We start from the raw sequence: 23,429 nt of genomic DNA, 5'->3' as shown, positions 1-23,429 counted from the left end.
TGGTGCATGCGCGATCAGTGTCAGAGGAGCGGGATACGGTCCCCTCAACGCTGAGGCGAGGGGGGCCATGATGGGTGACGCGTGTGCGGAGCAACTCCGGGAGTACGCGCTCGGAGTGCTGGAAGACTGGCGGCGGCCGACGAGATGGCGGCCGGCTCTTCAACTGCGCGCTCTGTCCTTCAGCAGCGCCCGGGATTACGCCGGACGCTTCCTGCTGGAGTTGCTGCAGAACGCTCATGACGCGCACCCCAAGGAGCGCCATGACGGCCAGGTGCACGTGCTGCTCGACGAGGACGAAGGTGAATGGGGAACGCTGTACGTCGCCAACGGCGGTGCACCGTTCACCTGGCAGAACGTTGAGGACGTCTGCAAGATAGCCCAGAGCTCAAAGGTCATCGGAGAGGGGATTGGCAACAAGGGCGTGGGGTTCCGGAGCGTCTTGCTGATCAGCGAGGAGCCCGAGATCTACAGCTCCGACCCGGATGGACCGGGCGGCTCGGAGTTGGACGGCTACTGCTTTCGGTTCGCTCGCGAGAGCGACGTAGTGGGGCTGCTGGGGGACGCGGAGACGGCGCGCAAGGCGGTCGCTGAATTTCCGCCCTTCCAGATCCCGTTCCCGGTCGAGGAGGTGCCCACGGTATGCGGCGAGCTGGCCGAGCTAGGGCACGTCACCGTTGTCCGGCTCCCCCTCCGGAGCGACGCTGCCCGCACTGAGGCTCGCCTCCGCTTGGAGGAGCTCGCTGAAGCCAAGGCGCCGATCATGCTTTTCTTGGACCGGCTATCTCGTCTGGTACTCGAACGCAGGGTGGACGGTGAGGTCTGCGAAGTTCACGAACTCACCCGCGCAGAGCGCCCGTTCGCTCCTGAGGGCGCATCGCCTGCCGCCCTCTCCGTCGCCGAAGTGGATCTCGGGACGACTGGTGTCTTTCTCGTCGCGCGCGGCAAAGTGGCGCGAGAGCGGCTGGACCAGACCCTCCTTGAGGCCGTCGATCGCGGCCTCCTGGACGACAAGTGGCGGCAGTGGGGCGAGTCTGCCGTGATCGAGATAGCAGTCCCGTTTGCGGCCTCGGGGAAAACACGGAGCGGACAGACGTACACCTTCCTGCCGCTGGGAGAGGGCGTAACAGCACCCTTCGCAGGGCACGTTAACGCACCTTTCTTCACCAAGATGGATCGAACCGACCTCGACCGCGAGCACCCGCTGAACGCCATGCTGTTCGACGCGCTTGCCGAAACCTGCTTGGCTGCCTCCGCGTGGCTGCGCACCGTGTCAAATCCGCGGCTTCGGCAGATGGCCGTAGACCTGGTGAGCTGGGGAAGTCGGTACGCGGGGCTGCTGGTCACGGCAGCCCGGCATGTGCACAGCTGCGAACTGGCCGAAGTACCGCTCGTGCCCGTCATTGCCAGCGACGACGCGGCACCGCACATGACCTGGGCCTCGCCACGGCGTGTGGTGCTCTGGCCCGACCTCGACCTGTCCGTCCTCACAGCACAGCGTGCGCACGAGTCCGGCGCCGTGGTCGCTGACCCGGAGCTCGGCAGCGAGCGGCTCAGGCGACTTGCCGTAATGTGCGAGAGGCTGAAGTGTCCCTGGGAGCCAACGCTGGAGGCGCTCGCGGATCACGTGGAGCGGATGGCCGCTACCCTCCCCCTGCCAGGTCCCGAGGGCAGCGGGTCTGTCGACGTGTGGAGGGTCCTGTACGACGACCTAGCCGCTCTCTTTGAGGAGGACGGCCGCGTGCTGCGCGGCAGGAGGCTGCTCCTGGCCGACGACGGAACTCTGCGGCAGGCCAACGGCGATGCTGAGCCGGGCGGTTCGGAAGGCAAGCGGACTTCGCGCCGGGCCCGGCGTGACGCTTTCTTCCAGCCGGTGCGCGGGGAGACGGACGACGCGCAGGCGCTATCGGTTCCGGCCGTGCTCGGCAAGCGGCTCTTCTACCTGCACCCCGGCCTGACCTGGACCGAGGGGACGGGGCACGTACGGCGTCTGCCCGCTCGCACCTTCCTCGAGAGCGCCGGGCTCGTCCGGCCCTTCGACATGAAGGGCCTGCTGGAACATGTGAGCCGGGCCCTCGCGGAGAGCAAGGACCACAAGCTGCGCCTCCAAGCCCTCCGGTTCGTCTTCCGGTTGTGGCGCGCGCGCCGGACGTCGGGCGGATTCGCGGCCTCGTCACTGGGACTGCGCTCGCTGGGGCTGTACGTGCCATCTACGGACGGAGCCCTTATCGAGGCCAATGGCGCGGCCTTCGGCCGAGGATGGGATGGCACCACCGGGGAGGATCTGGCCGCGGTGGTCACCGCTGGACAGGAAGCGTCCCAGAGCCTCAGAGGGATCGCCAAGCGACTGATCGCGGCGCCGGACGCCTTCGTCAAGCGAGGGGAAACGGCTGACGAGTGGCGGGCGTTCCTGGCCGAGGCTGGGGTAGCCGACGGGCTGACGCCGGTCTTCAGCAGGGGAGCCAAGACACGGGCCAACGGCAATGAACTGACCACTCGCCCGCTGGTCCGCATGGCGAACGTGTCGGCGGAGGTGGTGGCGCAGTGGGAGCCACACATCAACCGTCCGCAGTCCAATGCGCGCTACCCTCAAACGCCGTACACCGGCACCCCCGCGTATTGGCTCCCGGGCCAGGACGTTGTCGAGCGGCTAGGCGAAAGCGCCCGTCTGGCTTATGCGAGGCTCGTCCTACGCGGTCTCGCCTATTGGCGCGAAGCGTTTTTTGTCAGTACGTGGAGCAGTGCAGGGAGTCGAAGGGACGACCAGGAGCAGGTGCTGACGCCTCTGGCTGCCTTTATCAGGGAGCAGCCATGGCTTCCGGTACGGGGCCGCGACCGTGTCGTGCAGTTTGTACGGCCGGCCGATGCCTGGCACTGCCCACCGGGGCTGGACGAGGAGCCCTCCTACGCGCCGACTGTCGACCACCGCATACGCCATCTGCTGGAACCGGAGAAAGTGGGTACCCGGCTGCGCTCCATGGGGCTTCCAACCTGGGATTTCCCAGGGGACAGCGCACGGCTCATCATCGCGCTCGGGCGCTTCGTCGCCGAGGGAGCAGTCAGCGGCGAGGACCGGCCCGCCGCTCAGCGCGCCAATGAACGTGCCTGGAGGCACTTCGTGCAGCAGCCATACAGCACGCTGCCTGGGGACGCCCTCCTGCTCGCCGAGTCAGGGACCCGGCTCGTGTCCGTCCCGTTGTCCGAGCTGACGGGAACAGAAACCGTGTTGTATGTCAGTGGCGAGCGCGACGGACTGACCGCACGGTTGGTGCGCGAGATGGAGTTCCCGCTGCTGCTTGTTCCCGGCGCTGCCGCGCAGGCCGCCGACCGCCTTAGCCTCGGCCGCCCTAAAGCGGTCCGGCACGTCGACCACGCGACGTTCTCGGTGACTGTCGACGGCGAGAAAGTGAATCCAGCGGCCATGGGGGAGCTGATTGTTGACTACCTGCCCTGGCTCACTCTGGCCGTGGGCGTCCTCGCCGACCACGTCGCGGACGGTCCTCGGCCCAGCGAAGCCGAGCTCACCGAGCTGACGTCCGTGGTCCGCCGCATCCGGCTGTACCGCTACGGCTCCTGGGATATCAAACTCGATGGTCGTACCGTGACGATGCCCGACCGACTCGGCGGGATTCTGCCCCTCGACGATCCCAAGTATCCCCTTCTGCTGGCCCGGCAAGGGGACGCGGACTGGGCCGAGGTAGCCCGGCTTTCGGAGGCGCTCGCTGATCTGCTCGGACATCGGGAATACGGCATCCGACTACGCCTCGCCGCCCTTCAACTGGGCTCCTGCCACGCCGACATGCGCTCACCGGCGCCAGACGAACTTGCCGAGGCCCTCGGGGTCATGGTCCACCAGGTTGAGGAGACTGGCCGCCGCATCGACGGAGCTATTGGCGTGGTCTTGAAGCGGTGCCAGCCAATCCTTGTCCACATTCTCGGCTTCGACACGGCGAACGCACTGACCGTGCCGCCTCCGCGTGACACCAAGGAGTTCCAGGCCGCGCTCGAAAAGTACGCGGACGAACTGCCGCTGCCTCCAGACCAGTTCATCGCTCGGGCCCGCGCAGCCCGAGGCATCGACGAGCTGCGGCTTGCACTGGGGATCGACTTCGCTGCTCTGAACGACACCCTGCGGTCTCTGGTGCCATCCCATGATCCGGTCAGCCATGCGGATGCGCACGAGGAGGCGGTGCGGACGTACCTGGACCTACACAAGAAGGAGCTCGTGAACCGGCTCCGCTGGGCGACCAAGAACGACTTCGACGCACGGCGCCCGCTGGCGGACTGGCCCTCGCTGCGCTCACTAGACTGGATCACGGCTCCGGCAGCATGGGCGTATACCGTGGACGTCGCCGACGACGAGCTGCTGGAGCGGCACGTCGAAGAACAGCTCACGCTGCGGCTGGACGGACCGGCTCCCCGCAAAGGCGATCACCTTCCGGCGATCGACCAGGTGCGGAGTGGAAACCACCGGATGGTCGCCAGCGCAACTGCCGACCTCATTGCCCTAGTCAAGGCAGCGGGGCGCACGCTTCCCGCGGCGCTAGCCAGCACAAATCCGGCGGAAAGCATCACCGCGCACCTCGACAAGGCCGGCGCGCTGGACTTCCGCCTCCTCACCCCAGACGATGTCGTTGCGTGGCTGGCTGTTCTAGGTCATTGGCCGCACGGCATGCCCACGACGACTGACCCCGGCCAGCACGGGCTGACCATAGTTGACCTGGACAGGGTGCGGCACGCGGCAGAGCACGAGCGTCGCGAGCGGGAGCGCCGACGCAGAACGATCTCAGTCAGCGGCCGGGAATTCGACGTGCAGTCGGGCGACTTCGCCGAACTGACTGCCGAGCTCCAGCGGGCCCTCGACAAGGGCGCGGTCCCCGGGCTTGCAGGTGGCCGTGCCATCTTCACCAGGCCGCGGCCACTAGAGCCCGCCAGCCGGACGTCCGCGACGGGCCGCAGGCGCGGCGGGGGACATAGCGGTGCCGCGGACGCTGGACTGTCGCCAGCACAGCGCGAAGCCATCGGATACGTGGGCGAGTGGTATGCGTACCAATGGCTCCGCGGCCACTACGCCGCCGGAGTGGACGAGACCAGCTGGGTATCCAGCAATCGCCGGAAGGCATTCCCCGGTCCGCCCGGAGACGACAGCCTTGGGTTCGACTTCAAGGTTGGCTCCGGCAAGCGGCCCATGATGTTCGAGGTGAAGGCGACCCAGGGCGACGGAGGCCAGATCGAGCTGGGCGAGAGCGAGGTACGCGCGGCGCAGCAACATGCGGGCAGCGAACGCTGGCGCCTCCTCGTGATCACCTCCACCCTCGCCCCGGAGCGGGTGAACATACAGATGCTTCCGAACCCCTTCAGCAAGGACGGCCGCGGCCGTTACCGGGAAGAGGGCGGCGCGTTGCGCTTCTCCTATCGGCTATGAGGCGTGACGCCAGAAGTCGCTGATGCACGGCCCACCGGTGACTGCGGCTTTACCGTGTCATCCACCTGCCGCCGTGAGGGGGCGTGGCGCTTCCACAGGGACCTGACTTTCTCGTTCCTGGTCTGCCACGCCCACCTTCGAACCGGCCAGCCTCCAGAGCACTGCAGGAGCAGATGAGAGGCGGGTGCTGCTGGGGCCACCGGCGGGCGAGTACGTCGTCGCCCAGGCGCTGGGCGAGGCTGCTGCCCGAACAGCAGTAGGCCACGATGTCCGGCACGCCCTTCTACTGCGCGCTCACTGAGCTAGACTGCGGCTGACCTGCTAAAAGGCCGCGCGGCTCCACCCTCGGGCGAAGAGGGTGGGGCGCATTTCATCGGTAAGGCACTCCGCTGCGCGTGAGCCGCAACGTCGACGCTCCCCACCGCGTAGCCTGCGTCGATCCAGGGAGGCAACCCCAGGTGTCCCCTTCGTGAGGGCTCTCTTTGGACCGCCAGTGGACGCGCAGTGGACGGAAGGACCCGGAAGGATCAGGAAGGCTGGCGCAGAGCCAGAGCCGCGAACGGCCGCTGACCTGCGGTTATGGGAAGATCGAGGCAAGAGTGCGGACTGATCGGAAGATCAGAAAAGGACTCATAATCCGTCGGCCGTGGGTTCGAGTCCCACCCGCCCCACCACTCGCTACGCGAGAAGAAACGATCTGACCAGCGACTATGCGAGCTGGGTAGCGAGTTGAGGGACGCTCGTAGAGCGTCTCGATACGTGGTTTCATGATCGGCAGGACAGATTCGGGACGCCGATTGCGGTCAAGTCGGTCATAGGTCCCATGGGGTGATTCGCGGCGGGGTTGCAGTAGGCCCCGCTGATCCGTCCTGCATCGGGAAGCAGCCCGAACGGAGACGCCTCGGCAGCCTGCGCGCCTCGCTTGAGCGGTCTGTCGCAGTCGGTGGCGGCATTCGATGTTGGCGATGTATCGTTGATGCATACATTGTGGATGTTGGAGGTGTCCGGTGTCCGTCACGCAGATCGATCTCGACGACGAGGCGCTGGCCGAGGCCATGCGGCTCATGGGTGCCACGACGAAGAAGGAGACCGTCAACGCGGCCCTTCGGGACTACGTGGCGCGGATCAAGAGGCTGGAGGCCGCGGAGAAGCTGGCCGCGCGAGGTGAGCGCGGCGAGTTCGAGCAGGCCGCAGCGGCGCATGAAGTCGAGAAGCGTGCGCGGCGCGAGGCCTTCGAGTGATCACGTATCTGGTGGACACCTCGGCTCTGTGGCACCTGTTCCGTACCCCAGGTGCGCTGCGCCCCTGGGAGGGACACATCGCCGCCGGGGTGTTCCACATCTGCGAGCCGACACGTGCCGAATTCCTCTACTCGGCGACCAGCCCGTCTCACCGAGATGAGCTGGCCGAGGAACTGGACGCGCTCTGTCTGCTCTCTCCGGTTCCGAATAACGCCTGGCGGTGGGTCGACACCGCCCAGTACAAACTGACCCAGAGGGGCCAGCATCGGGCGGCGGGAGCGATCGACCTGCTGGTGTGTGCGACAGCTGTACACCATGGGCACACCGTCCTCCACGTGGACAATGACTTCGCGACGGTGGCCGGAGTCCTCAAGGAAGTCCAGCAGCGAGATGCACGAGCCTGATCTCCGGAGGCAGGAGCACGCCTGTCGTTTCTGGCCTCGGTGATCGATGTCTACGGGGCGCATCACTGCGACCTATCCGCGCATGCGCGAGGCCGACAGCTTTGGCGCACCGAACGCGCCCGCCACCTTGGAGCTATCCCCGCGTGCGCCGGGCCGACCTGCTGTCGGTCGACCCCACCTGGGACTACGGGGAGTTGTCCCCGCGTATGCGGGGGCCGACCGTGAAGAGGCGCTGAACCTGTACGGGTGCGCGGAGCTATTCCCGCGTGCGCGGGGCCGATGGGTTCATCAAGTTCCTAAGAAGCTCGGTCTGGGAGCTATCCCCGCATGTGCAGGGCGATATCGCCAGGACGCTGACGCCGCTCTACGGCCAAGAGCTTGGCCATCTCCGCCAGCGTCTGCGGGTCGCGTTCCCCGCCGATGAGGGCCTCCAGCATGGCCCGGCCCGAGACGCCCATGATGTCGGAGGCGACCGCGGCGAGTTTGATGCCGGTGTCCTCCAGCAGCTTCTCCAACCGCTGGACGATCTGCCCGCGTTCGCGGGTCATCTGGGTGCGGGCCCGGGTCAGATCCCGCAGTTCCCGCACCGGTGCGGGCGGCACGAACGGGGGGCGGACCAGGCCGTGTGCGCCGAGCTGGGCCAGCCGGGCGGCGTCGGAAACGTCTGTCTTGCGGCCGGGCAGGTTCTTGACCTGCCGGGCGTTGACCAGGATCACGTTCAAGTCCTCGTACGTGCTGCTGCGTCACCACCAACTCCACCGGCAGACCGGTTTGGCCGAACAGGCCTCCACCCTCGGTGTGCTGCTCACCCTGCGCACCGACGGCAGCCGGCTGTGGGACACCGCCGTGCTGCGCACCGAGGGCGACAACAACCTGGCGCCCGAGGAAGTGGAGCGGTACACCCAGTTGTGGAACACCCAGCCTGCTGAAGCTGCCTGAACACAGTCCCCAGTGCTCAAGCGATGGTGGGGTGCTTCGGCTCTCAACGAGCACGGCGTCCCGCCACCGGCCGTGATAGCGCCCGATGCGTTCACGTATGCCGATGACGAGGTAGCCGTCACGTCGATGCAATGCGAAGCCGGCCGCGTTTTCGGGGATGATCCCAGACTGGATCGCCCGCGTTCCGGCGGCCTCGGCGGAGTCGATCAGCGCCTTGAGGAGGGCGGAGGGCACACCGCATCCGCGAACGGCAGGGGCGACGTACATCGAGTGCTCAATGACACCGGCGTAGGTGCACCGGTCGGAGACCTTCGCCGCGGCGACCTGGCCGAGCACCGTCCCGTGCTCGTTGAGGGCGACGAAACGGTGTTCGGGAAGTTTCGCTGCGTCGTATGACTCCTTGTTGAGCGGGGTCATGCGCGCAGCGAGGCAGTGGGCGCGAGCGCCCGTGGTGGCGGTACCAGGCCCAGGGCTTCTATTTGATCGATAATGCAAAAAAGAAGGGGCATATTACCTAGATTGTGTAGGTTTGAAAACCTAAAAAGGCCAGTCCCGTTATTTTTGCCTGCTGCTCGCGATGGTGCCCATAGTGTCGAGGTCCGTTGCCCGTGCGGGGAAGTGCGGGCCGAGAGGGGGAAATCAGGTGGAGAGGCTTACGTGCATCGCGCTCGACAGCGGTGGGACCGTTCTCGTGGAAACCGCCTGGGGTACTGGCGCGACGCCCGCGCCGGACCAGGGAGGGAGTGACATCGTCAAGGCGGGGCGAGGGGCGGCGGCTGGGGGTGTCTCCTCGCAGCTGGCACTGGCCCTTGATCCCGTCGCGGACCTGTCCCGGAACCTGTTGCGGCAGCTTCGCCGGGCCCAACCCGACGGAGTCGAGGTCGAGTTCGGAGTGATCCTGGCGGCACAGGCTGGAGTGGTTATCGCGAAGAGTGAGACCAGTTGCCATCTGAAGGTCAAACTGGCCTGGAATCGCGACGGTGTGGCCCAGGACGAGACGGCCGAGCAGGGGCCCGGGGACGGCCCGCCCGATGCTCCGGCCGATTCAGCTCAGGTTGCTCCCGCTCCGGCCGCAGAGTAGCGAAACTGTACCCTTCCTGTGAGGCGCCGTGTCTGCTCTCGACCGAGCGCGCGCCACCGTGGTGCAGCGCGCCGTCGCCCAAGTTCTCGACCAAGCCGACGATGTGGTCGGCTCGGGCTTTCTTGTCGATGACCGCACTCTCATGACCTGCGCCCACGTCGTCAGTAAGGCTGGCTACGGCCCCGGCGACACTATGAAGATCTCCTTTCCCTGCGCTCCGGGCAGGCCTCAGATCCCCGCGACGGTTCTGGCGGAGGCATGGCGCGAGCCCGTCGGGCGCGACGTCTGCGTTCTGCGTCTCCTCTGGCATCCGGAAGGCTTGGACGCGCTGAGCCTGGACGTCTCCACGGAATCCTCGGGTCACGTGACAGCGTCCTTCGGCTACCCCAATGGCGCTGGGGAAGTACGCCTGGCAAGCGGTGAGGTGATCGGTTGGCTCGAGAGGGGAGTGGGGGGACCGGGGCCCGATGGGGGCAGTGGACCTCTGCTGCAGCTGGCCCATGCCAACGACATCACCCTCGGCTTCAGCGGTGGACCGGTCGTCGACACCACCAGCGGTCTGGTGATCGGCATGATCACCGCGATCACCGCCGGGGACGCGAACGACAGGCTCAGGGAAGTTGCTTTTGCCACACCGGCCCAGACGCTGTACGAGGTGTGGCCTCGACTCGTCGCCCGCGCGGTGCCCTACCGAGGCCTGGAGGCGTTTACCGAGGAGCACGCTCAGTGGTTCCACGGTCGGAAGCACACGATCCGGATCGTGCTGGAAACGATCCGTCAGCATCAACGGGCGGTGCTGCTGCTCGGGCCGTCGGGTTCCGGCAAGTCCTCCCTGGTGCGCGCCGGCCTGTTACCCGCTCTCCAGAAGGCCGCTCTGCCCTCCAGTGACAGGTGGCTGCCCATCGTCACACGTCCCGGGGAGGATCTGTTCGCGGAACTCGAGCGAGCCGGGCTGCCAGGGGCGGGCGGAGACCTCGAACAAGCCGTAGTTCGACGGCTTGGCTCCGAGCCCGGACACCAGAGGGTGTTGCTCGTCATCGACCAGTTCGAGGAACTGCTGACCCAACCGACGGTCGGCAGGAACGCCTCGCACGTAACCCCCGGGGCGGCGCTGGAACACCTCTTGCGGGCTGTCCGCTCGGGCGCCGCACTCAATGTGCTCATCATCATGCGCGACGACTTCTACTCCCAACTTGCCGCTAGAGCGCCCGGGTTGCTGGAGGCTGCCAAGCCCGGACTGGTCAACATGCCGGCCTTGGTGAGCAGGGACGAGCTTGAGGACATCGTGACCCTGCCCGCGGTACGAGCGGGTGCTCGGCTGGAGGACGGGCTGGTCGACCGCATCGTCAGCGACGTTCTGGCGGGAGACCATTCCGGGCCCGCCGCTGGCTGGGCCCCGGTTACGCTGTTGCCGCCGTTGCAACTTGCCCTCAGTCAGCTGTGGGAACGCATGGAAGACGGCAGGCTCACCCATGACGCGTACCGCGCCGTCGGCGAAGTGACCGGAGCACTGGCTGCTTGGTGCAACAGCACGATGGAAGAACTGGCCCCCGGCGAACGCCGCGTCGCCCGGCGCATGCTGACCGCCCTCGTACGGCCGGCCGACGACGCCTCGGGCGTCCCTCCGGTGCGGCAGCAGCGCAGCCTTCCCCACTTGCACGACCTGGTGGGCGACGTGCCCGAGGCGGTCGTCCCCGTGGGCTTCGAGTACGTGGACGTGGACGCCGTCCGGGACCACCTGGCTGAACGCCGGATCATCACCGTGCGTACGGCGTTCGAGGCCGCCGAGGACGGAACGTCGGTAGAGACTCCGGTGGCTGAACTGGTCCACGACACTCTCCTACGTGACTGGCCCGAACTCTCCGGGTGGGTCCGGGAGGACAGTCGGTTCCTCATCTGGCTGGGCCGGGCCGAGGCGCACCGCCGCCGCTGGGCCAGCAGCGAAGACCCCGACGACCTGCTGCGGGGAAGCGATCTGACGGAAGGGAAGGAATGGTCCGCTAAACGCCGCTTGCTGCCTGACATCCGCAGGTTTCTAAAGGAGAGCGAGCGTCGGCAGCAGGCAGGAATCCGCCGGATGCGGCGAATCAACACCCTGCTGCTGATCGCCCTTGTGTTGACCATTGCCGCCGCCGGGGTCGCCGTCAACAGGACCTGGCAGGCAAACGAGGAAGCCAGCCGCGCCGAATCCCAGAAACTGATCAGCGAGAGTGAACTCCTTCAGGCGGAGGATCCCGATCAGGCACGGCTGAAGAGCCTCGCGGCGTGGCAGCTGACCCGCGGTGCTACGAACGCCCGGGCCCGCTACGCCATGTTGGCCGCCGTGGCTCAGCCTGCTGTCGCCAGTTTCCGCATGGTGGGCGGCGTGGACGGTCCTGTCGCCTTCAGCCCGGATGGGAAGGTGCTCGCAGTGGGCGGTAGTACCAGTGGACGCGTCGGGCTCTGGAGCGTCTCCACGCACCGCAAGCTGGCTGAACTGCGTACCGGTCTGAACGGAGTCACCGCAATCGCGTTCCGTCCCGACAGCATGATTCTGGCCGTCGCTGGTCGTGGGCGTGACAGCGAGGATCCGTCCGCCCTGCTCGACACCCTCTTAGCCGGGAGCGTGCAGCTCTGGTCGGTGCAGAACCACCAGCGCATCGGGAAGACCGGAGATACCGATCACCCGGCCACCTCGGTGTCGTTCGAGCCCGATGGGAAGTCACTCGTCACTGTCGAGGTGAAGGAATCCACGTCGTCGGCGCTCACCGAGTTAACGGGAGGCGGCATCGAGGGATTCTATGTCTCAAGGTGGGAGGTGGAGAGCCTTGAATCGAAGGACCACCGCACCGTTTTCACGGTCGGTGAGGTACAGTCCGCGGTCCTGTCTCCAGATGCCCGTGAGATCGCTGTGGTCAGCGTCGTCAAGGGCGCGCTCGCCAAGACCGACGTGCTGGACGTGAAGAGCCTGCAGACGAGAACCCTTGACAGCGACAGTGTCACCCCTCGTGCGACCGCCTTCGGTTCGCGGGCCGCGAAGCGGCTTCTCGTCACCGGACACCTCGACGGAACCGTGCGGTTGTGGGACTCCGGAAATCAGCAGATCGGCGACCCCATCGAAACCGGTGACGGGGCGGTCATGGCGGTGGCGGTCAGCTCGGACTGTGAGACCCTGGCCGTCGCGACCAACAACAAGGATGCCGATGACGGCACCGTGCGGTTCTGGGACATGCGAACGCGCCGACCGCTCGGCACTCCTCTCACCACCAGTGCACTTCACGCGTTCGCTTTCAACCCGCGGGACGGCAACCTCGCATCCAGCCACAACAGTGGCACGGCCTGGCTGTGGGACGTCGCCGGGCGCCGCCCGTCACACGTCCGGGAAACCGAGGGAATCGGCCATATTACGGCATTCGCCCCGGACGGCATGTCCGTCGCGTATGTCGCGGACGGATCGATTCGGCTGCAGCCTCTTCAGGCGGACCGAAAGTTTCGAACAGTTCCCTTTCAAGGCGCGGTCGACGACATCCAGGTCATGGCAGTCCTTCCCCGATCGCACCTGCTCGTCACGGTCGACGACTTCTCGGCCGGCGATCGGAAAATACGCTATTGGAGCTTGACAAAGGGCCTGGAGATCTTCGCGAAGGAAATCCCCGACCAGGACGATGTCAACACGTTGGCGGTCGATCGGGACGAGACGGTCATCGCCACGGGACACGCGTCTGGAACAGTGCGGCTGTGGGACCTGAAAACCCATTGCTTGAAGAGTTCCTTCAACGTTCCGAGCGACGAACGGGTGACCGCGCTGGCGTTCAGGCCAGACGGATCCGAGCTCGCCGTGGGGAGCCAACGCGCCGGCAGAGCGGGACAGGTCCGCCAATACTCGGTCCAGGGCGGCAGGGAGACGGAAACGGCTCTCACCACGCGCAATGGCGATGTTGTGTCGCTCGCCTACAGCCCTGGCGGCGAGCTGCTCGCGGTGGGCGGCAAGGAAGCGATCGGCGCCGCGATCGAAAGGGTGCAGATCTGGCACCTGCCCACACGACGTCCCGTCGGGAACCCCCTTACCTACGACATCTCTCTCACCGCCGCGCTGAACTTCAAGGTCGACGAAGCCGGGCAGAACCTTCTTTGGAGCACCGGTACCGAAGTCCTGAGTTGGAACGTCTCAGGCCTGATCGATACGGAGAGAAGTCTGTGCGTCGCCGCCGGCGCATCCCCGGCGGCACAACGATGGAAAAAGGAGAAGGTCTCCGGCATTCCCTTCGAGGATTTGTGCCCGGGCCGGTGAGCCTGCGGATCCTGCAGTGGGGACAAGGACGTCTGAACCGACCCGGCCTGGTGCACGGCCATCGGCCTCACCGGCTACCTCTGGTCCAAGTCCGCCTTCAAGCGGACACGGTAAAACGTTCGGTGCAACTCCCCGATCATGGCAGTTGCATCGATGCCCAGCGACAACGTGACGGAGGTTGAACCCGTCGAGCCGTATGAGGCGGCGCCGTCGAAGTCTGTGGCCGACCGGCTGATTGACGAGCTGGTGGGCCAGGCTCAGGCCGAGGGTCGAGGCGGCGAGTGCCCTGCGCGCCTCGGTCGTCGACGGGCGGGCGGCACAGGAGGTCGGTCTGGCCGAGGAGGCGATCCGGGTGCTGGGGGAGGCGTACGGCGAGATCGACGACTCCGACGGTGTGGTCGGGGAGGCCGCCGCCGCGGCGGCCGAGGCCCGCGGGGAGGCCTGCCGGATCGCCCGCCCCGATCCCGATCGGCTGGCCGAGTGGCTGGTCGGCACGGTGCTCGACGACGGCAACTACGTGACAGACCCGGATCCGCTCGACTGTGCCGACGTGCCGGGGCCGAGCGGGCCGACCCGCTCGCGCCAGCTGACGGCCGAGGCGCCGAGGCGCAGGTCGTCCGGCTGGGCGGAGCGGGCCCCGCTGCGGGGCGGGGCCGTGGAGGGGTGGGCGTGGCGGTCAGACCTTGCAGAAGCCGAGCCCTTCGAGTGCCTCGTTGATCTGCTTGCCCTGGGCCTCGGTGGTGGTGACGTCCCGGTAGGTGAAGCGTTGGGCGGCGGTCCAGTCGGCCCGGGAGCTGTTGCCGTTGATGGCGCTGCACTGGTTGCGTGCCGCGTCGACCGCCTTCTCCTCGTACTTCACGATGTCGGGGTCGACCGCGGCGAGGGCGCGGAGGAGCTGGGCGCGCTGGGCGCCGGTGGGCTCGGGCGGGATACCGGCGGCCCTGAGGGCTTTGCTGGCTTCGGCACTGGGGTCGCTGCCCTTGTTGTCGTTGAGTCCTGCCTCCTCGCCGCCGGTGCAGCCGACGAGGGTGAGGGCGAGTGCCGCTGTGACGGCGCCGATGGCTCTGCGGGTGCGCATGGTTCCCCCTGGGGCGATGTGACTGAGAGGCATCATGTCGTCACGTCGCGCGGGTTGTCGGTGCTGTGGCCGTCCTGTGACCTGACGATTCGCCGCCCGGTCGCCGCACACGTCCAACACCAGGAGGATGCGGCTCCGCCTGCGTGGCCGTCGCCGGGCGCCGGGCTCCCCCGTCGACCCCGACCGGCCACTCCAAGCGTGCGCCCGCTTGGGCGGCCACCTGCCGCCTCGGGCCGGTCACGGCGCAGCCGGCGGCGGTGACTGCGGGGTGCGTGAGCCCGGTTGCCGGGGTGGGGGTGCGGTGATCTACTCGAAGTGCAGGAGTGTGTGGGAGCACCCGGCCCGGTAACCCCAGAACCCACGAAGCACGGCGCGCAGTGCCGCCGCCTGGCGTACCGGGAGGAGCCGGGATGCGTCGTGGACGGTCGCCGGTTTCCCCCAGCCCGCCTGACGAGCCCGCCTGACGAGTCCGCGTGCTGAGTCCGCGTGCTGAGTCCGCGTGGTGGCTGCGATCCGTGCTGATCAGCCTCATGAGAGGAACGCGGTGATGGCATCCTCAGCCAACAGCAACCATCCGAGGCGGCATCTGCGCCACGATCTCGTCGCCGCGGCAGCCGGCATCGGCCAAGCGGCGGCCGCCACCGGGAAGGCCACCGCGGCCGCCGTCCGGCACCCGGGGGACACCATCGGCCGCGCCCGGAAGGTGACCCGGGCCCTGCCCGTGGCCTGGCAGTCGATGAAGCCCGCGCTGACCGGGCGGGTCGACGACTGGCGCCGCGAGTACGCCTACACCCTGGGTGAACAGGCATTCATCTACGGCTTCCCGTACATCTACAACGCGGGGCTCCGCCACCGCTGGGTGACCCAGAAGCCGGAGACGGACTCGACGCCCTACATGGCCGTCAACCACTTCTGGCACGCGAGCAAGCTCTGGGACGTCTCGGACCGGGAGGGCGTGTCCCCCAACATCGACACGCTGTACTCCTGGGCGTGGGTGGACCTGAGCGAGGAACCCCTCATCCTGTCCCACCCGGACATGGGAGACCGCTACTTCACCTTCGAACTGGTCTCCTTCACCTCCGACAACTACGACTACGTCGGCATGCGGGCGACCGGCTCGAAGGCGGGTGACTTCGCCCTCATCGGCCCGGACTGGAGCGGGGAACTCCCGAAGGGCGTGCGCCGCACGGCGAACGCCCCCACCCCGTGGGTCCTCGTCGTCGGGCGGACCCTCGTCGACGACGAGGAGGACCTGCCGGCCGTCCACGCGCTCCAGCAGCAGTACCGGCTGACACCGCTCCACCTGTTCGGCGAGAAGGACGTCACACTGCCGGAACGCCGCGACGTACCGGCACCGGTCGACCCCGCCGAGGACCCGCTCGGCCCGTGGAAGACACTCAACGCGATGCTGGCCGAGAACCCCCTGCCCGAGCACCACGCCGTCCTGCTCCGGCAGTTCGCGGAGATCGGCATCGGCCCGGGGCTGGACGTCGAGGCGCAGCCGGAGCCGGTGAAGGAGGGCCTGATCCGGGCCGCCGCCACCGCCGTGCCGATGCTCGAACAGCAACTGCTCAGCGGCCAGTGGGCCGAGCTGATCAACGGCTGGCGCTACGCCCCCGGGAAGGTCGGGCACTACGGGGACGACTTCCTCAGGCGGGCCGCGGAGCAGTCCCTGGTGGGCATCGCCGTCAACGACCCCGAGGAGGCGGTCTATCTGACGGCCTTCACCGACGACGCCGACCGGACGCTGACCACCGGCCGCTACGAGCTGCACTTCGACGCGGGGTCGCTGCCCCCGGTGAACGCGTTCTGGTCGATGACCGCCTACGACGAGAGCCGCAACCTGATCCCCAACCCGATCAACCGGTACGCCATCGGGGACCGCACCCGGGGACTGGTCAGGGACGACGACGGCGGTCTGACCCTCTACCTGCAGCCGGACCCGCCGGGGCCCGAGCGGGAGTCCAACTGGCTGCCCACGCCGCAGCAGGGCATCTGGTACGTCGCGCTGCGCATGTACCTCCCGCGTCCCGAGGTGATCGACGCGCGGTGGCACTGCCCGCCGATCACCCGCGTCGGCTGACGGAGGGGCGGCGGCGCCGGATACCGTCCGCCGCCCCCCCCGTGCCGTTCGGCTCGGCCCGTCAGCGTCCCTTGAAAGCAGGTGTCCTCTTCTCCAGGAACGCGTTCATCCCCTCCCTCTGGTCCTCCGTCGCGAACAGCGCGTGGAACACGCGCCGTTCGAAGAGCAGGCCGTCGCGCAGACCGGTCTCCAGGGCCCGGTCGACCGACTCGCGGGCGGCCGTGACGGCCGGACGGCCGTAGGAGGCGACGGTCGCGGCGGCTTCCGTGCTCTCGGGCAAGACGCGGTCGTCCGGGACCACCCGTGACACCAGGCCCGAGGCCTCCGCCTCGCGGGCGTTCATCGTGCGGCCCGTGAGGATCAGGTCCATGGCCTTGGCGCGGCCGACCAGGCGGGTGAGCCGCTGGGTGCCGCCGATGCCGGGGATCACGCCGAGCTTGATCTCCGGCTGGCCGAAGACCGCCGACTCGCCCGCGATGATCAGGTCGCACATCATCGCGAGTTCGCAACCACCGCCCAGCGCGTAGCCGTTGACCGCCGCGATCTTCGGTGTGCGGAACGCGGCGAACTCCTCCCAGCCCGCGAAGTAGTCCTCCGCGGCCATGTCCACGGCCGACTTCCCGGCCATCTCCTTGATGTCCGCGCCGGCCGCGAAGACCTTCTCCGAACCGGTGACCACGAAGCATCCGACGCCCGGATCCCGGTCCAACGGACGCAGCGCGTCCAGGAGTTCGGCCAGCAGTTCGCCGCTGAGGGCGTTCAGGACGTGCGGCCGGTGCAGCCGTACCGTGACGACGCGGTCATGACGTTCGATCTTGAGGGTGTTCATCGACTCTCCCTCTGTCCCTCTCTTCCGACGGTCCGCTACGAGTCCCAGATCGCGCCGTACGCGGGAATCCCGCGCCGTTCGAGACCGTGCACGACCTGCCAGGTCAGCTTCTTGTTGGAGATGCAGATGACGGCTTCGGCGCCGAAGTCCCGGTACGCGGTGTACGCGAGCCGCACCATGTCCGGCTTGCCGTGCCGGGAGGTGTCCCAGACCAGTGCGTCCGGCTGGACGGCGAGGATCTCGTCGACCAGGTCGTCGCCGTAGGTCCTGCGAGGGTCACGCGTCGCCCACACCAGCCGGGAGGGCACCTCGGCGGCCAGCAGATGGGGCAGGCAGGGGCCGATACCGCTGCCGGTGGCGACGTAGATCACCTTGCTGAACAGGGTCTCGATATTGGCGACCCCGGCCGTGGTGATGCCCTTGACCCAGACCCTCGTCGGCGCGTCGTCGATGAACGAGCCCGTCCAGTCGCCCGCGCGGGAGATGGTCAGCCGGAAGCCGGGTTCGCCGGGTGAGGGCACGTTGGCGAAGGAGTGCCACTCGGTGAGCGGACTGCGGCTGATGGCGGTGGAGGACCCCGCGAACGGGGTCACTCCATGGTCGAAACGGGCCAGCACGACGTGCGGGGAGGGCCTTTCGATCCGTACGTCCACCTTGCGCAGCCGCAGCCAGGGCAGGGCGACGCTGAAGGTGACCACGGCCAGCACCCCGAGGGCGACCGGCCCCTGCCCGCCCAGCACCGTGTGCGTCCAGAACAGGACGAGGGCGCTCCAGCCGCCGAAGCGGTGGATCTTCTCGAAGTGGTCGTGGAAGCGGGAGCGGAAGGGCGGCAGGGCGGTGGCGACGATGACGGCGAGCAGCGTGACCAGCGTCCAACTCACGGCGATGAGGGGGCGGTTGGTGCCGTCGCGGGTCGCGGCGACCGTCCCGGCGAGGAACCACGCCGATCCCGCCAGTGCCCCGCCCACATGCAGTCCACCGAAGTGGTACACCTTTGCGAGCGTCCACCGGATCTTCAGTGGCCAGCTCGTCGGAGCCGAGGTCGCCAGGCGGAAGAAGAGGTTGATGACGTACTGCTGGCGCACCACCACCGCGAGCGCGAGGTTCCCGAGGGCCGCGTAGCCCATCGCCTCGGTGCCGGGTGTGCCCCTCGCCGCCGCCAGCAGGCCGATGTTGGCCAGGACCACCAGGGCCGCCAGGCGGTTGTAGTGCATCAGGCGGGGGTGCTTGAGGAGGCGACGGGGCGCGGACGTCAGCGGCGGGAGTTCGGCGAGAGCGGCGGTCGGCGATGCCTGCCGGGTGTCCTCCCGCTCGATGGACGACGTCATCGGACCGCCCCCTCGCGTGCCGTCGCCATCGGCAGCAGGGGCGGTCCCTCGGCGGGGACCGTCAGCGCCCGCGCGGCCTCCTCCCGTTCCGCCGCCAGCCGCAGCAGTGCCCCCCGGTCGACCTTGCCCCGGTCCGTCTCCGGCAGCACGGCCACCGGGAGGACCGTGGCCGGTACGCAGTAGTACGGCAGGACGGCGGCCACCGCGCGCCGGGCCGTGTCCGGGTCGACGTCGGCCGGGCACACGAAGGAGATCAGGCTGCGGGCGTCCCGTTTGAGGGTGACGGCGCGGGAGCAGCCCGCCACCGACTCCAGCACCGCGGACACCGAGTCGAGTTCCACGCGGAAGCCGCGGACCTTGACCTGGTCGTCGGTACGGCCCAGGTGCTCCAGTTCGCCGTCCGGTGTCCAGCGGCCGAGGTCGCGGGTGCGGAACATGCGGCGCCCGCCGCCGAGGAAGGGGTCGGGGGCGTACCGCTCGGCGTTCAGCGCCTCGTTGTTCAGGTAGCCCGCCGACACGCAGTCGCCGCCGGCCCACATCTCGCCGACCTCGCCGATGGGCAGCGCCCGCCGGTGCTCGTCGAGGACGTACACGGTGTTGTTGGGGGTGGGGCGGCCGATCGTGAGCAGCGCGTCGTCCACGTGGTGGCGGCGCATCGTGTTGACGATCGTCGTCTCCGTGGGGCCGCAGGAGTTGTGGAAGGCGGAGCGCCGGGCCCAGGTGTCCGCGAGCGGGCGGGGGCACGGCTCGCCCGCGACCGCCACCGTCCGCACCCGGGGGCAGTCCGCCGGGTCGATCCCGGACAGCACCGTCGGCGTCGCGATCAGCACGTCCGCCGTACGGGCCGCGGCGGCGACGTCCTTGCCGCGGACGACGAGGGTGCCGCCGTGGGCGAGGCAGCCGAGGATCTCCCACGCGGCCATGTCGAAGGCGATGTTGAGGAGCTGGGCGACCCGGTCACCGGGGCGGATGCCCAGGTCGCCGGGGGAGGTGAGGAGGATGTTCGCGACGTTGCGGTGGGTGACCTTCACTCCGTTGGGCTTGCCGGTCGTGCCGGAGGTGAACAGGACGTAGCACCCGTCGTCGGGGCGTAGGGGCCGCGCGAGACGGACCGGCCCGTCCGTGGCGGGACCGGTGAGATCGTCGTCGTCGAGCGTGATCAGGCGCTGTCCCGCGTCGGCCGGAGGCACCCGCAGCGTGTGCTCCGACTGAGTGAGGACGACCCTGATGCCGGCGGTGCGGACGACGTGCCGCAGTTGGGCGGCGGGGGTGAGGCCGATGTCCTGCGGGACGTACGCGGCGCCGGCCTTCAGCGTGCCGAGCAGCCCGACGAGCATCGGGACGGAGCGGCGCACGAAGAGGCCGACGTGGTCGCCCGGCCGTACGCCTTCCCGTACGAGTCGGGCCGCGAGCCGGTCGGCGCGGCGGTTCAGTTCGCCGTACGTGATCGTGGTGCCCAGGTGCTCGGCGGCGACCGCGTGCGGCGCGGCCATGGCCTGCCGTTCGACGGCCTGGTGGACGAAGGGGTCGGGGACGAGGACCTCGGGGCCTTGGCCGAACTGCCGGAACAGGGCCCTGTCTCGAGGGGACAGATGGCTCAGGGGCATGCTTCACAGACCTCCTGGCTGTGTGGGGAGAAGATGCCTCGGGCTACTGAACGCTGACGTGCCTCGATCAAGTGGAGAGGTCGAGCATCGTGCGGAGGAGCGGAGGTGCGGAGGTGCGGAGCGGCGGCACCGACGTGCGGTGGCGGCTGAATCATCTTCAACGTTCAACGTGGTCTGCGTCACTGTCAAAACAAGTCACATGGCTGTACTGGCGGCACACGGGCAGCTTCCGCACGGGCAGACGACTGGAGCCTCACATACCGCTTGTACAACGGGGCGTGGGGCGGTCACGTGGTCGGCTGTCGCCGGGGGCCGGGGGCCGGGGGCCAGGGGCCCGGGGGGAAGGTGGGACCGGAGGCGTCCTGACCTGGGAGTGACCCGGTCCAGGGTGACCCGCCGGAAACCGGTCGCATAGGCTGGGCCCCGGTTTCGCCGGTGTGGCGGCGCAGGCAGCGGCGGCGTGGGCTCGCCGCCCGTCCCAGGGAGGCGTTCGAGTGGCAGCGGCTGGGGGCCGGTCGACGAAGCGGCTCCAACGGGGGACCCTCTCCCAGGGGCTCATCGTGGCGACCGCGCTGCGGATCCTCGACGAGGACGGTCCGGACGCGCTGACCTTCCAGCGGCTCGGCAAGGAGCTGTCCTCCTCCGCGACCGCGGTCTACCGGCACTTCGCGAGTCGCGACCACATCATGGTCGCCGTGGCGGAGGAACTCGACCGGCTCTCCCTGGAGGGGTACGAGCCGCACGAGTCGTGGACGGAGTCGCTGCGGGACCTGGCGGTCCGGGCCTGGAACACCGCGCTGGAGCACCCGGCTGCCGCCGCCCTGTGCATGGGGCGGGTCACCCGGGGCGTGCACGAACTGCGGGCCGTCGACGCCGTCCTGGAGGCGTTCCACCGCGGCGGCTGGCGCGGCCGGGCTGCCGTCCAGCACTACCAGGCGTACGCGAACTTCATCCTCGCCATGGCGAGCAACAACGCCTGGCGGCTCGTCAACCAGCGCTACGGCGCCGAGGTCAACTGGGTGCAGGAGTACCAGCCGGCGGACCCCGCCACGTACCCCTACGCCGAGGCGGCGAAGGAACACCTGCGCAGCATCGACATGACGGACGTCTTCCACCGGCAGATGGACATCCTCCTCACGGCCCTGGAGGCCGAGGCGGCGACGCTCCCGCGCGACTGACACGCGTCACTCCCCACGGTCGCCGGCTGGCGGCGCTCTCGCGGCCGGTAGCGGCGGCGGCCGTGGCGCGCGGAAAGATAGTGAACGCTATTGACTACGTCATTCACTAGCTGCATCCTCTCCCACACGAGTGCTCCACGGTTCGCTCCCCACGGCGTCCACCGAGCGCCGCGCGCACCGCCTCCACCACGAACTGCTCTCGCTCGTCCCGCCCGATCCGGCGCGATCCCGCGCAGAGCGCGACACCCTCCCCAGGAGCACCCATGCGCCACACCCGTACCCGCGCGCTCCCCGTGACCGCGGCCGTAGCCATGACGGCCGTGCTCGCCGGCTGCACCACCACGGGCGCGACGTCCAAGGACCCGGGCGGCGGCGACGCCGCCGGCACGACCACGATCCGGACGACGATCGACGTGCCGGCCGGCTTCGACCCGGCCAAGGCGCTGTCGCTGCCCGACTACCTCCTCGCCCGGAACAGCTACGACACCCTCGTACGCAAGGACGACGGCGGGCTCGTCGGCGGTCTGGCCACCGACTGGAAAACCACGCCGACCTCGGCCACGTTCACCCTGCGCACCGACGCCACGTGCGCCGACGGGACGCCGATCACGCCGACGATCGTCAAGGCGTCCCTCGACCGCTACACCGACCCCAGGACGGCGGCACCCGACCTCCCCACGGTCTTCGGCCCCGGCAACAAGGTGAAGGTGACCGCCGACGACGACACGAACACCGTGAAGATCGCGCTGGCCAGGCCGTGGGGCGACATGGTCACCGGCCTGTCGGTCGCGAGCACGGGCATCGTGTGCCCGGCGGGACTCAAGGACCTCAAGGCCCTCGCCGCCGGAAAGGCCGAGGGCTCGCAGTCCGGCCCCTACCTCCTCAAGAAGTCACAGTCCGGTGTCTCGTACTCCTACACGCTCCGCCCGGAGTACAAGGCGTGGCCGGCCTGGCGCACGAAGATCCCCGGCAAGGCCGCCACGACCGTGGAGTACCTGGTCTCGCCCGACCCGACCGCGACCGGCAACCTCGTCGCCAGCGGCCAGCTCGACATCGGCAAGATCGACGCCTCCGGCGTCCCGCGCTTCGACGGCGTGAACGGCCAGAGCGTCAGCATCAGCCCGTTCTCCGACTTCTACCTGCTGTTCAACGAGCGCCCCGGCACGGTCTTCGCGGACGCCGCCACCCGCCGCGCGGTCGCCCAGGCCGTCGACCGCGCCGCCTTCACCAAGGTCGTCTCGAAGGACACGGGCGAGCCGTCGACGATGTTCGTGCAGAGGGGCGTCCCCTGCAACGACCCCGACTCCTCGTTCCTCGTACCGAAGGACAAGGCCGCGGCGGCCGCCGTGCTCAAGGGCAAGAAGATCCGCCTCGTCGGCCCCCAGGTCGTCGGGCCCGCCGGCGCCGGCAACCAGTACGTCCAGGAGGCGCTGCGGGCCGCGGGCGCGGACGTCACCCTCGCCAACGTCGACCTCGGCGCCTGGGTCGGGACCGTGTTCGGCAAGCCCGACGCCTGGGACCTCACGGTCTTCGCCGACCTCAACTTCCTCGGCACCCTCGCCAACCCGCTCGGCCACTTCGTGGGCCCGACCGTGCCCGAGGGCGGCGGCAACCTCGGCGCGGTGAAGAACCCCGCCGTGAACAAGGCCTTCGCCCAGGCCGCCGAGGCGACCAACGAGGGGGCCCGCTGCGCCGCCTACCAGAAGGCGGCCAAGGCCCTGATCTCCAAGGCCGACGCGGTGCCGCTGGTCAACGACCCGTTCATCTACGCACTGCGCAAGGGATTCAGCGCACAGATGCTCGGCGGCTCGCTCGACGACCCGATCCTGCGCATCACCGGCTGACGGACACCGGCTGACGGACGAACCCTCCGCGCTCGCTCCGCGGAGACCCACGCGGCCGGGCCCGGGCCGGACCCGGCCGCCGCGTACCGAGCAGCCCGTGCCGCTTCCGACGCCCCTCGCCCCCT

The 23,429-nt window shown here is 68.7% G+C and carries 13 protein-coding genes and 2 pseudogenes; 9 read left to right on the top strand and 6 right to left on the bottom strand.

Going from position 1 to position 23,429, the window contains the following annotated elements:
- The first annotated feature begins 67 nt into the window (after nucleotides 1–67).
- From GSY65_RS11530 to GSY65_RS11520, 3 genes are all read left to right on the top strand, one after another.
- Entirely contained in the window at nucleotides 68–5,422 is a 5,355-nt protein-coding gene (locus GSY65_RS11530) for a sacsin N-terminal ATP-binding-like domain-containing protein (protein ID WP_159767251.1), read from the top strand.
- Between the two features lie 1,007 nt (nucleotides 5,423–6,429).
- Nucleotides 6,430–6,663: a type II toxin-antitoxin system VapB family antitoxin gene (locus tag GSY65_RS11525; RefSeq protein WP_159767250.1), complete on the top strand. Its 234-nt coding sequence runs from the start codon at nucleotides 6,430–6,432 to the stop codon at nucleotides 6,661–6,663.
- Nucleotides 6,660–7,067: a PIN domain nuclease gene (locus GSY65_RS11520; protein ID WP_159767249.1), complete on the top strand. Its 408-nt coding sequence runs from the start codon at nucleotides 6,660–6,662 to the stop codon at nucleotides 7,065–7,067. Before GSY65_RS11525 ends, GSY65_RS11520 begins: the two co-directional genes overlap by 4 nt.
- Before the next feature lie 377 nt (nucleotides 7,068–7,444).
- On the opposite strand, the pseudogene GSY65_RS11515 reads toward GSY65_RS11520, so the two are convergent.
- Nucleotides 7,445–7,795: pseudogene (locus GSY65_RS11515) on the bottom strand (IS110 family transposase); the annotation flags it as partial.
- Here GSY65_RS11515 and GSY65_RS11510 point away from each other — a divergent pair.
- Nucleotides 7,770–8,006 (top strand): hypothetical protein, encoded by a 237-nt coding sequence (locus tag GSY65_RS11510; RefSeq protein WP_159767248.1) that lies wholly within the window; start codon nucleotides 7,770–7,772, stop codon nucleotides 8,004–8,006. The pseudogene GSY65_RS11515 and the gene GSY65_RS11510 overlap by 26 nt on opposite strands.
- 33 nt (nucleotides 8,007–8,039) lie before the next feature.
- Here the strand turns inward: GSY65_RS11510 and GSY65_RS11505 are convergent.
- Nucleotides 8,040–8,501, bottom strand: a pseudogene (locus GSY65_RS11505) (GNAT family N-acetyltransferase); the annotation flags it as partial.
- A 196-nt stretch (nucleotides 8,502–8,697) separates the two neighbouring features.
- Here GSY65_RS11505 and GSY65_RS11500 point away from each other — a divergent pair.
- Both GSY65_RS11500 and GSY65_RS11495 read left to right on the top strand, forming a co-directional pair.
- Nucleotides 8,698–9,087 (top strand): CU044_2847 family protein, encoded by a 390-nt coding sequence (locus tag GSY65_RS11500; RefSeq protein ID WP_201452511.1) that lies wholly within the window; start codon nucleotides 8,698–8,700, stop codon nucleotides 9,085–9,087.
- Nucleotides 9,088–9,115: 28 nt separating this feature from the next.
- Nucleotides 9,116–13,357 carry an nSTAND1 domain-containing NTPase gene (locus GSY65_RS11495; protein WP_159767247.1) on the top strand — a complete coding sequence of 1,414 codons (4,242 nt, stop codon included), beginning with the start codon at nucleotides 9,116–9,118 and terminating at the stop codon, nucleotides 13,355–13,357.
- Nucleotides 13,358–14,033: 676 nt separating this feature from the next.
- On the opposite strand, the gene GSY65_RS11490 is transcribed toward GSY65_RS11495, so the two are convergent.
- Nucleotides 14,034–14,435, bottom strand: coding sequence for a hypothetical protein (locus GSY65_RS11490; RefSeq protein WP_159767246.1), 402 nt, complete (start codon nucleotides 14,433–14,435; stop codon nucleotides 14,034–14,036).
- A gap of 547 nt (nucleotides 14,436–14,982) precedes the next feature.
- Between GSY65_RS11490 and GSY65_RS11485 the strand changes: the two genes are divergently transcribed.
- Nucleotides 14,983–16,518, top strand: coding sequence for a DUF1254 domain-containing protein (locus tag GSY65_RS11485; protein ID WP_159767245.1), 1,536 nt, complete (start codon nucleotides 14,983–14,985; stop codon nucleotides 16,516–16,518).
- A 61-nt stretch (nucleotides 16,519–16,579) separates the two neighbouring features.
- Here GSY65_RS11485 and GSY65_RS11480 read toward each other — a convergent pair whose 3' ends face one another.
- Genes GSY65_RS11480 through GSY65_RS11470 form a run of 3 tightly spaced genes read right to left on the bottom strand, consistent with a single transcriptional unit; the run spans nucleotide 16,580 to nucleotide 20,282 of the window.
- Nucleotides 16,580–17,347, bottom strand: coding sequence for an enoyl-CoA hydratase-related protein (locus GSY65_RS11480; protein ID WP_159767244.1), 768 nt, complete (start codon nucleotides 17,345–17,347; stop codon nucleotides 16,580–16,582).
- Between the two features lie 35 nt (nucleotides 17,348–17,382).
- The gene (locus GSY65_RS11475; RefSeq protein WP_159767243.1) at nucleotides 17,383–18,675 is read right to left on the bottom strand and encodes a hypothetical protein; all 1,293 of its coding nucleotides are present in this window, start codon (nucleotides 18,673–18,675) and stop codon (nucleotides 17,383–17,385) included.
- A complete protein-coding gene (locus GSY65_RS11470; RefSeq protein WP_159767242.1) occupies nucleotides 18,672–20,282 on the bottom strand; it encodes an amino acid adenylation domain-containing protein in 1,611 nt (536 codons plus the stop codon). The genes GSY65_RS11475 and GSY65_RS11470 overlap by 4 nt, the downstream gene beginning before the upstream one ends.
- A gap of 494 nt (nucleotides 20,283–20,776) precedes the next feature.
- Between GSY65_RS11470 and GSY65_RS11465 the strand changes: the two genes are divergently transcribed.
- Entirely contained in the window at nucleotides 20,777–21,460 is a 684-nt protein-coding gene (locus GSY65_RS11465; RefSeq protein WP_236579747.1) for a TetR/AcrR family transcriptional regulator, read from the top strand.
- 263 nt (nucleotides 21,461–21,723) lie between these two features.
- A complete protein-coding gene (locus GSY65_RS11460; RefSeq protein ID WP_159767241.1) occupies nucleotides 21,724–23,304 on the top strand; it encodes an ABC transporter substrate-binding protein in 1,581 nt (526 codons plus the stop codon).
- Nucleotides 23,305–23,429 lie beyond the last annotated feature (125 nt).

The organism is Streptomyces sp. HM190 (genome assembly GCF_009857135.1).
Classification (GTDB): Bacteria; Actinomycetota; Actinomycetes; order Streptomycetales; family Streptomycetaceae; genus Streptomyces; species Streptomyces heilongjiangensis.
The sequence above is the reverse complement of the archived record's forward strand: the minus strand, read 5'-3'. Positions and strand labels throughout refer to the sequence as shown.

What these genes read in the sequence shown, in the direction of transcription:
- GSY65_RS11490 (WP_159767246.1), bottom strand. Translation starts at nt 14,435, where the DNA reads ATGCGCACCCGCAGAGCCATCGGCGCCGTCACAGCGGCACTCGCCCTC.
- GSY65_RS11460 (WP_159767241.1), top strand. Translation starts at nt 21,724, where the DNA reads ATGCGCCACACCCGTACCCGCGCGCTCCCCGTGACCGCGGCCGTAGCC.
- GSY65_RS11485 (WP_159767245.1), top strand. Translation starts at nt 14,983, where the DNA reads ATGGCATCCTCAGCCAACAGCAACCATCCGAGGCGGCATCTGCGCCAC.
- GSY65_RS11530 (WP_159767251.1), top strand. Translation starts at nt 68, where the DNA reads ATGATGGGTGACGCGTGTGCGGAGCAACTCCGGGAGTACGCGCTCGGA.
- GSY65_RS11480 (WP_159767244.1), bottom strand. Translation starts at nt 17,347, where the DNA reads ATGAACACCCTCAAGATCGAACGTCATGACCGCGTCGTCACGGTACGG.
- GSY65_RS11475 (WP_159767243.1), bottom strand. Translation starts at nt 18,675, where the DNA reads ATGACGTCGTCCATCGAGCGGGAGGACACCCGGCAGGCATCGCCGACC.
- GSY65_RS11470 (WP_159767242.1), bottom strand. Translation starts at nt 20,282, where the DNA reads ATGCCCCTGAGCCATCTGTCCCCTCGAGACAGGGCCCTGTTCCGGCAG.